Source organism: Mesorhizobium sp. f-mel (genome assembly GCF_053850215.1).
Genome location: NZ_JBSPTO010000029.1, coordinates 70,001 through 78,850, shown reverse-complemented (window position 1 = coordinate 78,850; position 8,850 = coordinate 70,001). Strand labels below are relative to the sequence as shown.

The window sequence follows — 8,850 nt, the reverse complement described above, 5'->3', positions numbered from 1 at the left end:
CCGGCCCCCAAAGGAGGCCGATGCCCCCAACCCGACGTCCATACGCCTTCTCTGCAAAGGCCTCACAGGGGGAGAAGGTGGCGTCGCGAAGCGATGAGGGGTTGTTGGACGATCGCAGCGCTGAAGGCGTAAGCGATTCAAATCATTTGATTTTTAGCCGTATCATTTCTTCCAGCACCCCTCATCCGTCTCGGCGCTTCGCGCCGATCCACCTTCTCCCACAAAAAAGGGAGAAGGAAAAAGCGCATCAATGCCCTTCGAATCCGATCAGCGTCCTGACCGGCACGCCGAGCGCTTCGAGCTTCTCGCGGCCGCCGAGGTCCGGCAGGTCGATGACGAAGCAGGCGGCTAGGATGTCGGCGCCGATCTGCCGCAACAGCTTGACCGCTGCTTCCGCGGTGCCGCCGGTGGCGATCAGGTCGTCGACGAGGATGACCTTCTCACCCGGAGACACGCCATCCCTGTGCATCTCCATCTCGTCCAGCCCGTATTCGAGGCTGTAGGCGACGCGCACCGTCTCGTAAGGCAGCTTGCCCTTCTTGCGGATCGGCACGAAGCCGGCCGATAGCTGATGGGCGACGGCGCCGCCAAGGATGAAGCCGCGCGCCTCGATGCCGGCGATCTTGTCGACTTTTTGGCCGGCATAGGGATGCACCAGCTCGTCGATGGCGCGGCGGAAGGCGCGCGCATTGCTTAGCAGCGTGGTGATGTCGCGAAACAGGATGCCCGGCTTGGGATAGTCCGGAATGGTGCGGATCGCGGCAAGCAGCGTGTCTTCGAGCGAAGGTTTCATGGGGCGGCTCTCCGGGCATTCGTCCGATACGACTTGAAGACGTGAAAAGGAACTCCGGCCGATCGTAACCCGGCGCGGCCAGAGACGGCTACCGCGATATGGCGGCTGGAAGAAAATTGTCCGGCAAAGGACTGGGCCGGCGGTCTTCGGAGGCAGTGTTCGGAAATGGAAAAGGGCGCCTTTCGACGCCCTTTTGATCTGGTGGCGTAGCTCAGTGCGCCACGCCGGCCCACACCTTGCGCTTGGTCAGATAGACCAGCGCGCCGAACAGCAACAGGAAGACCAGCACGCGAAAGCCGGTTTTCTTGCGGGCTTCCAGATGCGGCTCGGCCGCCCACATCAGGAAGGCCGACACGTCGCGGGAATACTGGTCGACCGTCTGCGGCGCGCCGTCGTCATAGGTCACCTGGTCGTCGGAGAGCGGGTTGGGCATCTTCAGCGACACGCCGGCAATGAAGTAGGGATTGTAGTGCGTGCCTTCCGGTATCTCCATGCCCGCCGGCGGCTGCTCGTCATAGCCGGTCAGCAGCGAGTGGATATAGTCGGGACCGCCCTGGGCGTATTGCGTGAAGATGTCGAAGACGAAACGCGGAAAGCCGCGCTCGACGCCGCGCGCCTTGGCCAGCAGCGACATGTCGGGCGGGGCAGCCCCGCCATTGGCGGCCGCTGCTGCCTGATCGTTGGGGAACGGCGCCGGGAAATAGTCGGACGGTATGCCGGGACGATCGAACATGTCGCCGGCATCGTTGGGGCCATCATTGATCGTGTATTCGGCCGCCAGCGCCTTGACCTGCGCTTCCGAATAGCCAAGGTCTTCCAGCGTGCGGAACGCCACCAACTTCATCGAATGGCAGGCCGCGCAGACTTCCTTGTAGACCTTCAGCCCGCGCTGCAACTGCGCCTTGTCGTAGGTGCCGAACGGCCCGGCGAAGCTCCAGTCCATCTCCTTGGGCTCGTGTATCGGAAAATGCGTCGGCGCGGCTTCGTTGTGCGCCTCCTCCTGGGCGATCGCCCCTGTGGTCGCGGTCGCAGTGCCTGCCAACACAAGGCCGAGCAGCGCCAGCGAGGTGAGAATCTTCTTCATACCAAATCCCCTTGAGATTCTCTGCCGCGCTGTCGTCGTCTCGACCATCATCTTGTCCGAAAACCGGTCTCCACTTTTCGGGGTCATGCTCAGCCCTTGGTTTCCGGTGCGGCTGTCGCGCGAGCCGGATGCCCGCCACCGCCATGCTTGTTCTTCTCGAGCACCGCCTCGGTGATCGAATTCGGCAACCGCCGCGGAGTCTCGATCAGGCCAAGCACCGGCAGCGCGACTAGGAAGAAGGCGAAATAGAACAATGTCGCCATCTGCGCCATGAAGACATAGCTGCCTTCGGCCGGCTGCGAACCCAGCCAGCCGAGCAGGACGGCATCGATCACGAATAGCCAGAAGAACAGCTTGTACCAGGGCCGATAGACCGCCGAGCGCACCTTCGAAGTGTCGAGCCACGGCACCAGGAACAGCATGGCGATGGAGCCGAACATCGCGAGCACGCCGCCAAGCTTGGAGTTGATCGGCCCGATATTGAAGGTGATGGCGCGCAGGATCGCGTAGAACGGCAGGAAGTACCATTCCGGCACGATATGGGCAGGCGTCTTCAGCGGGTCGGCGACGACGTAATTGTCGGGATGGCCGAGAAAATTCGGCAGGTAGAAGACGAAGTAGGCGAAGATGAACAGGAACACGAGCATCCCGAACGCGTCCTTGATGGTCGCGTAGGGGGTGAAGGCGACGGTATCGGTTTTCGACTTGACCTCAATGCCGGTCGGGTTCGACTGGCCGACCACATGCAGCGCCCATATATGCAGCACGACGACGCCGGCGATCATGAACGGCAGCAGATAGTGCAGTGAAAAGAAGCGGTTCAGCGTCGGGTTGTCGACGGCGTAGCCGCCGAGCAAAAGCTGCTGGATCCAGTCGCCGACCAGCGGGATGGCGCTGAAGAAGCCGGTGATGACGGTCGCGCCCCAGAACGACATCTGCCCCCAGGGCAGCACATAACCCATGAAGCCTGTCGCCATCATCAGCAGGTAGATGATGCAGCCGAGTATCCACAGAAGCTCGCGCGGCGCCTTGTAGGAACCGTAGTAGAGGCCGCGGAAGATGTGGATGTAGACCGCGACGAAGAAGAACGATGCACCGTTCGAATGCATGTAGCGCAACAGCCAGCCCGAATTCACGTCGCGCATGATCTTTTCGACCGAATCGAAGGCGAGAGTGCTGTCCGCCGCATAATGCATGGCCAGCACGATGCCGGTCAGCATCTGCGCCGCCAGCATAAGCGCCAGGATGCCGCCGAAGGTCCACGCATAGTTGAGGTTCCGCGGCACCGGATAGGCGACGAAGCTGTCATAGACCAGCCGCGGCAGCGGCATGCGGGCGTCGAACCAGCGTCCGATACCGGTCTTGGGCGTATAGGTCGAGTGTCCCTCGCTCATAGAAATATCCCTTAGCCTTAGCCGATACGGATCTTGGTGTCGGAAATGAACTGGAACACCGGCACCGTCATGTTCTCCGGCGCCGGCCCGCCGCGGACGCGGCCGGCCGTGTCGTATACCGAACCGTGACACGGGCAGAACCAGCCACCGAACTCGCCTTCCTGGCCGAGCGGAATGCAGCCGAGATGGGTGCAGACCTGGACCATCACTATCCAGGCCTCTTTACCCGGCGTGGTGCGGTTGGCGTCCGTTGCCGGTGCGTCGGCCGGCAGATTGGCGTTGCGGGCGAGCGGATCCTTGAGCTGAGCCAGATTGACCGCCTCGCCGTCCTTCATCTCTTGTTCGGTGCGGTTGCGCACCACAACCGGCTTGCCGCGCCATTTCACGACAAGCGACATCCCCGGCGTCAGCGAGGAGACGTCGACCTCGACCGAGGCCAGCGCCAGCGTCGAGGCATCCGGGCGCATCTGGTCGATGAACGGCCAGGCGACGGCACCCGCGCCGACCACCGCGGCCATGCCCGTGGCGACGTAGAGAAAATCACGACGGTTGGGATCCTGGATGTCGGTTGCGCTCACGGGTGCCTGATCCTTTCGCCTCTTCCGTGCCGGTGGCCGAGGCTTGTTCCCCGCTCTTTCACGCCAACCCGACAGCGCATGGCGAACAGGCTTGCGAATTCCTCCGGCAATTGGCCTTCGGTTTATGCGTGAAGCCCGTTTTTGTCCAGACGGGTGAAGGCACAAGGGCAGATTGTCGCGGGGACGCAATTCGACGTCGGGCGGCGTGGCGACGGGCACATGTCGAACACGCCGAAAACGACTGTAAATCAACCGCAAAGCAGCGCCTGCGTTTGCCTCGACAGAAGCCCCGGCCTCGGTCTATCCTCGGCTCATGGCGCATGTCATCGACCGCGACAAATGGGCCAAGGCGCCCGACCGCTGGCCCGACCATTGGCAAGGCGAGCTGCAGTGCGGCACCTACGGCTCCAAAAGCTGCCTGATCTTCAACTATCTGCAGGAGATCGGCGGCGGCCCGCGGCTGCACATGCATCCCTATTGCGAGATTTTCATCATCCGCACTGGCACCGGGCTGTTCACCGTCGGCGACCTGCAGATCGAGGCGTCGGCCGGCCAGATCCTGATCGTGCCGCCGAACACGCCGCACAAATTCACCAATCTCGGTCCAGGCCCGCTGGAGACCACCGACATCCACGAAAACGGCAGCTTCATCACCGACTGGCTGGAGTAGACCATGATCCCGAAAGTCCGCTTCAGCGAAAAGTGGAACCGGTTTTCGGAATAGATCGGGGTCAACTGGTGGTGAAAATCTGACGCTGGGGTGCCGCCTCAGCTCGTACCAGACGTTCGCGCCACCCCGGGAAATGTCGTCTCAGTCGAGGCTGGCCGGCGACGAGAACGGCTGATTGGCGTCGACCACGAAGATGGCCAGCTCATCGAGATCGGTTGTGCCGGCGCTGAACACTTCCATCGGCGTGTTGGCCCCGTGTCCGGTCATGGCCTTCCCGGCGTCGGCGTAGGTTACGCCGTGGGGCGTTCTCTGGCCGAGCTTGCCGGCCAGCACATAGAAGGCCTCCGGTCCCGGATGCGTATGGATCGGCGTCTTGGCACCGGGCGCTCCGCCGGCGCGGTTGACGCGCAGCAAATACTCGCTGGCGCTGATCGGCGGAAGGGGTCCGATCTCGACGACCTTGGCTCCGCCGGGCGTCGAGCCATCCTTCGGCCCAAGCGTGAACAGCCAGACCTTGCCCGCGACCTCCGCCGCAAGCGAGGTGGGCCCCGCAGCGCTCTGGGCCTGCGCCAGCGTTGGGAAATTTTCCAGCCGCCAGTACAATGGTCCGGGCGGCAGTTCCTTCAGCTTTTTCTCAACCACCGGCTTGACGGCGAATTTGCTGTCTGCCGGCATTGAGGCTGACGTCATCAGCCCGAAAGCACACAGTGAGAACAGAAGCACGCCAATACGGCGGGCGCTGAGAGAATGCGGCTTCATGGTCGGTCCTCCTTTGCATGGTCGTCCCCTCGACCCAACATTAGCTGCTACTAAGATAGCATCTGTGCCGCCTTACGGCACGACCAAATTTCGGGCCACCCCGAGAGCGACTGCCGCCAAAGAGGTCGGATCGCACGAAGGTCCGCTTGTGGCGCGACCGCGCCGGGCATTGGCAATTCGGCTGCACCGTAAATGCCGGCTGCAGCAGACATCTTGACACCGACGTGGTCATGACCCGCAGCAGTCACACTGATCCGGGCGGCGCAAAGAAGCAGAAGACGGTGGCCTGCGTCGGGTAAAGGCAGATGTGATAATTGCCGTCGCTCGACCTGATCTCGCTGCCGTACGGGATACGGAAGCTCTGTTTTCGCGTCACCAGGTGGTGGTCGCCGGGGAACAGCACTACGGCAAAACCATCCGGCGCTTCCGTCACTGAGTTGGCCGGGATCATCTGGCAATCGCCGATGGCGCCATCGCCGTTGCAGCAGCTGGGCGGGTAGTACCATCCCGTTCCTGCATCGTGCGCGTAGACGCCAGGCGAACAAAGAGCCCCGCCCACGAGAAAGACGGCAACGGTCGGCAGGGGACGGGGTCTCAGCATTGAACCGGGTCCAAATCTTCGGAACGACTGAGACATTGGATCGTCGCTGCACCATTGTAACGAACGACTGGTGATGGTTCGGTGAAAATCTGCCGAAAACAAAGATGTTCCGTCAGCATTCAAGCCTTTGCAGGAATCTGCTATAATAAATTGGAAATCCCCCGTGGGAGGCGGAGGATGGATTCCCGGGCTGCCCGGACATTCGCCATCAACGGCGTCATCGTCGATGTTGCCGGAGGGTTTGTGCGTGACCGGGAAGGGCGCGAGATCGCCCTCAGACCGCAGGCCTTCGACCTCCTGAAATATCTCCTGGAAAACGCCGGCCGACTGGTCACCAAAGATGAGCTCATGCAGGCAGTATGGCCAGGCGTATTCGTCACCGACGACAGTCTGGTGCAATGCGTACGCGACATCCGCCGCGCGCTTCACGACGACAGCCAGTCAGTACTTAAGGCCGTGCCGAAACGCGGATACAGGTTGATGATCGCGGCCGCGGACCAGCCTTCGGTGCCGGCAAGGTGGAAATGGACCGCGGCGACTGTGGCGCTGGGCCTGCTGGCCGCAGGCGCAGTCTGGCTCTTCATGGGTCCCGCCCTCGAGAAGCGTTCTGACACGGTCCTGCCATCCGTCGCGGTGCTGCCGTTTCAAGCGATCGGCGGTGAAGCAAGTGTGCAGCGTCTGGCCGGCGGGCTCACCGAGGATATCATTACCGATCTCGCACGGTTTCCGGAATTCCGGGTCATTGCCCATAACTCGACGGAAGTCTACGAAGGCAAGCCGGCCAACCCGACTGAGGTCGGTGCAGCGCTCGGTGCGGGCTTTGTGGTCGAAGGCTCGATTCAACGCCAGGCCGATCGGGTGCGGGTTACGGCTCAGTTCATCGACGCGAAGGCCGGTAAGCATCTATGGTCGAACCGGTGGGACCGGCCGGACCGGGACCTGTTTGCGATTCAGACGGAGATTGCTGAGCAGGTCTCCAACCGGCTTGGTGGCGGCGCCGGCCTGATCCAAGAGGCAGGCCGGATGACGGCGCACCGCAAACCTCCCGACAACCTCAACGCCTACGAACTCTATCTCCTCGGTACCGAGAAGCTGGAACAAATCAATCGCGCCGATGTCGAGGAAGCCATCAGACTTCTCAGCCGCGCTATCGAGCTGGACCCCACGCTGGCCCGCGCCTGGGTGGAACTGCACCATTCGCATTCTGTGCTGGCCAGTTTCGACGTCGAACCCGCAAAGAATCGACGTATCGCCGCCGAAGCCGCTAAACGTGCAGTCGCGCTCGATCCGGCCGATGCCGAAGCACATGCCGTTCTCGGCCGGAGCCTGGTCATCAGGGGTGAACTCGTGCGTGCCAAGGCGGAATTCGACGCGGCCCTGCAAATGGCTCCAAATCAGTTCGAGATAATGACTTTTTATGTGCCTTGGGCTTCGACTTTTGGCGAGCCCGAGCGGGGCGCCGAAATGGCTGATCGGGCGATCCACCTTAATCCGAACTACCCGTTGTGGAGCACCAGGTTTTTTGCCCACGCCTATTTTATGGTCGGCCGCTACGACGACGCGCTGCTCATGATGGACCGGTTGGCGCCGGAGATTTATGGGATCTGGGGATGGACATATCGCCCCGCCGCGCTGGCGGCAGTTGGGCGTACCGAGGAGGCGAAAATCCTGATCAGCGAGGCCCTCAAACGGTTCCCCGACCTGACCATCGAGGGAATGGTGAACGAACCTCTTGTCCACACGAATGCGGACCGCAACCGTCTCATAGAAACCATGCGCATTGCCGGTTTCCCGCCCTGCGCCAGGCCCGAGCTACTGGCGAAGTTCGACAAACCGGTGCGTCTTCCCGAGTGCCTTGCAAACTGATGGTCGTTGTTCGGGCGTTGGCGAGTTGGCAACGGCGCTCGCGTATGCGCCACGCGGCAACGGCGAATGCACATGACACCAGCCGCCGTGCCAACGCGGCTTCGGCTCGATCCGACAAACATGCGGGATCCGCGCAAGTGAAGAATTCACTTTCATGCAGCCCTTCCCTGTCTCCGCCTGCCTTCGCTCGTTAAACTCATCGCAGCTCGGGCGTTATCGCTTGAGGCCAGGTTGCGGTCCGAGCGTGAAAAGCCACACTTTGCAAAATCACGGTTCCGATGCGTAGTCGCAGTAATGGAAGGTGGCGAGATAGCCGGGGAGTGCGCGCAGAATCCCGAGCGGCGCACACCGAATGCTTGCGGGGATCCACGCTAGTCTGGGAAACCAGCGGGAGGCAAAGGAAGCGCTTGCGGTTTTCCTCAAAGACTCGCCCGGCGACTCCATCAGCCAACAACGCAAGCAGTGGGAGAAGAATTACACCGCCACCGGCAGCCTCGAGCACTGGATCGGACACATGCGGTTCGCGGGCTTGCCGGAGTGACCGCGTATGCGGCCCGGCAGAAGACCGATTGGCCGCTAAACCTTTGAAGTCTTAGGGCGTACAAGCGCTGATTGGGCTCAATGTAGGGTCATCCTTCGCAAGGAACATTGAGTGCGGGAAAGTCGGCAATCGGGCCGACTTGCGCCATAATGCGCTCGCACCCGAACTTCTGGAACGGGTCGAAATCGGTATTTCGTCTTCGGTACCATCAGGTTTTCAACACTATTGTCTATTTCGCGCCGAGCCTGGCCAGCACGGCCTTGGGGATGTTGTATTCCCGGATCACTGCGTCGTGCTTGCGCAAGCCGCACAATTCGCGCTGGATGAAATAGCCGTGGACGGCCTCCGCCGCGTCCCTGAGCAGCCGGGCACGATGTTCGCCATCGTCGCCATGTTCACGCAACCTCGCCAGCGTTTCATCCACGCGGCGGCCGGCACGGCCGAGCGCCGCCGCCTTTTCGCCGAGGATTTCATGGCCGAGCAGGTCGAGCGCGCTCTCCTGCGCTCCCGACCGTCCGAAATTCGATGGCATTCGCACCGACATGCTCCACTCCGGTTTTGCTG

At 61.9% G+C, this 8,850-nt stretch carries 10 protein-coding genes; 3 read left to right on the top strand and 7 right to left on the bottom strand.

Features of this window, described 5'->3' with window-relative positions; translation table 11 throughout:
- Positions 1-247: 247 nt before the first annotated feature.
- The 4 genes from ACWUKX_RS26085 to petA all read right to left on the bottom strand — a co-directional run bounded on the left by ACWUKX_RS26085 (position 248) and on the right by petA (position 3,849).
- Positions 248-793, bottom strand: a complete 546-nt coding sequence (locus ACWUKX_RS26085; RefSeq protein ID WP_029349931.1) for an adenine phosphoribosyltransferase — start codon at positions 791-793, stop codon at positions 248-250.
- 211 nt (positions 794-1,004) lie between these two features.
- Positions 1,005-1,877, bottom strand: a complete 873-nt coding sequence (locus ACWUKX_RS26080) for a cytochrome c1 (RefSeq protein WP_127211200.1) — start codon at positions 1,875-1,877, stop codon at positions 1,005-1,007.
- A gap of 89 nt (positions 1,878-1,966) precedes the next feature.
- Positions 1,967-3,271, bottom strand: a complete 1,305-nt coding sequence (locus ACWUKX_RS26075) for a cytochrome b (RefSeq protein ID WP_029349929.1) — start codon at positions 3,269-3,271, stop codon at positions 1,967-1,969.
- Positions 3,272-3,288: 17 nt separating this feature from the next.
- Positions 3,289-3,849, bottom strand: a complete 561-nt coding sequence (petA, locus tag ACWUKX_RS26070; RefSeq protein ID WP_287336929.1) for a ubiquinol-cytochrome c reductase iron-sulfur subunit — start codon at positions 3,847-3,849, stop codon at positions 3,289-3,291.
- A gap of 313 nt (positions 3,850-4,162) precedes the next feature.
- Between petA and ACWUKX_RS26065 the strand changes: the two genes are divergently transcribed.
- The gene (locus ACWUKX_RS26065; RefSeq protein WP_456009642.1) at positions 4,163-4,519 is read left to right on the top strand and encodes a cupin domain-containing protein; all 357 of its coding nucleotides are present in this window, start codon (positions 4,163-4,165) and stop codon (positions 4,517-4,519) included.
- Positions 4,520-4,660: 141 nt separating this feature from the next.
- Here the strand turns inward: ACWUKX_RS26065 and ACWUKX_RS26060 are convergent, their stop codons facing one another.
- Both ACWUKX_RS26060 and ACWUKX_RS26055 read right to left on the bottom strand, forming a co-directional pair.
- Positions 4,661-5,278: a cupin domain-containing protein gene (locus ACWUKX_RS26060; protein ID WP_456009641.1), complete on the bottom strand. Its 618-nt coding sequence runs from the start codon at positions 5,276-5,278 to the stop codon at positions 4,661-4,663.
- A 244-nt stretch (positions 5,279-5,522) separates the two neighbouring features.
- Positions 5,523-5,879, bottom strand: a complete 357-nt coding sequence (locus ACWUKX_RS26055; protein ID WP_456009640.1) for a hypothetical protein — start codon at positions 5,877-5,879, stop codon at positions 5,523-5,525.
- Between the two features lie 177 nt (positions 5,880-6,056).
- On the opposite strand from ACWUKX_RS26055, the gene ACWUKX_RS26050 reads away from it, so the two are divergent.
- Together ACWUKX_RS26050 and ACWUKX_RS26045 are read left to right on the top strand one after the other, a co-directional pair.
- Positions 6,057-7,745 carry a winged helix-turn-helix domain-containing tetratricopeptide repeat protein gene (locus tag ACWUKX_RS26050; RefSeq protein WP_456009639.1) on the top strand — a complete coding sequence of 563 codons (1,689 nt, stop codon included), beginning with the start codon at positions 6,057-6,059 and terminating at the stop codon, positions 7,743-7,745.
- Positions 7,746-8,097: 352 nt separating this feature from the next.
- Entirely contained in the window at positions 8,098-8,286 is a 189-nt protein-coding gene (locus tag ACWUKX_RS26045) for a hypothetical protein (RefSeq protein WP_456009638.1), read from the top strand.
- A gap of 229 nt (positions 8,287-8,515) precedes the next feature.
- On the opposite strand, the gene ACWUKX_RS26040 is transcribed toward ACWUKX_RS26045, so the two are convergent.
- Positions 8,516-8,830 (bottom strand): DUF6665 family protein, encoded by a 315-nt coding sequence (locus tag ACWUKX_RS26040; RefSeq protein ID WP_029349917.1) that lies wholly within the window; start codon positions 8,828-8,830, stop codon positions 8,516-8,518.
- Between the last annotated feature and the right edge of the window lie 20 nt (positions 8,831-8,850).

Excerpts from the sequence above, each read along its gene's own strand:
- ACWUKX_RS26085 (WP_029349931.1), bottom strand. The coding sequence starts at position 793 with ATGAAACCTTCGCTCGAAGACACGCTGCTTGCCGCGATCCGCACCATT.
- ACWUKX_RS26080 (WP_127211200.1), bottom strand. The coding sequence starts at position 1,877 with ATGAAGAAGATTCTCACCTCGCTGGCGCTGCTCGGCCTTGTGTTGGCA.
- ACWUKX_RS26075 (WP_029349929.1), bottom strand. The coding sequence starts at position 3,271 with ATGAGCGAGGGACACTCGACCTATACGCCCAAGACCGGTATCGGACGC.
- ACWUKX_RS26055 (WP_456009640.1), bottom strand. The coding sequence starts at position 5,879 with ATGCTGAGACCCCGTCCCCTGCCGACCGTTGCCGTCTTTCTCGTGGGC.
- ACWUKX_RS26040 (WP_029349917.1), bottom strand. The coding sequence starts at position 8,830 with ATGTCGGTGCGAATGCCATCGAATTTCGGACGGTCGGGAGCGCAGGAG.
- ACWUKX_RS26050 (WP_456009639.1), top strand. The coding sequence starts at position 6,057 with ATGGATTCCCGGGCTGCCCGGACATTCGCCATCAACGGCGTCATCGTC.
- ACWUKX_RS26065 (WP_456009642.1), top strand. The coding sequence starts at position 4,163 with ATGGCGCATGTCATCGACCGCGACAAATGGGCCAAGGCGCCCGACCGC.
- ACWUKX_RS26060 (WP_456009641.1), bottom strand. The coding sequence starts at position 5,278 with ATGAAGCCGCATTCTCTCAGCGCCCGCCGTATTGGCGTGCTTCTGTTC.
- ACWUKX_RS26045 (WP_456009638.1), top strand. The coding sequence starts at position 8,098 with ATGCTTGCGGGGATCCACGCTAGTCTGGGAAACCAGCGGGAGGCAAAG.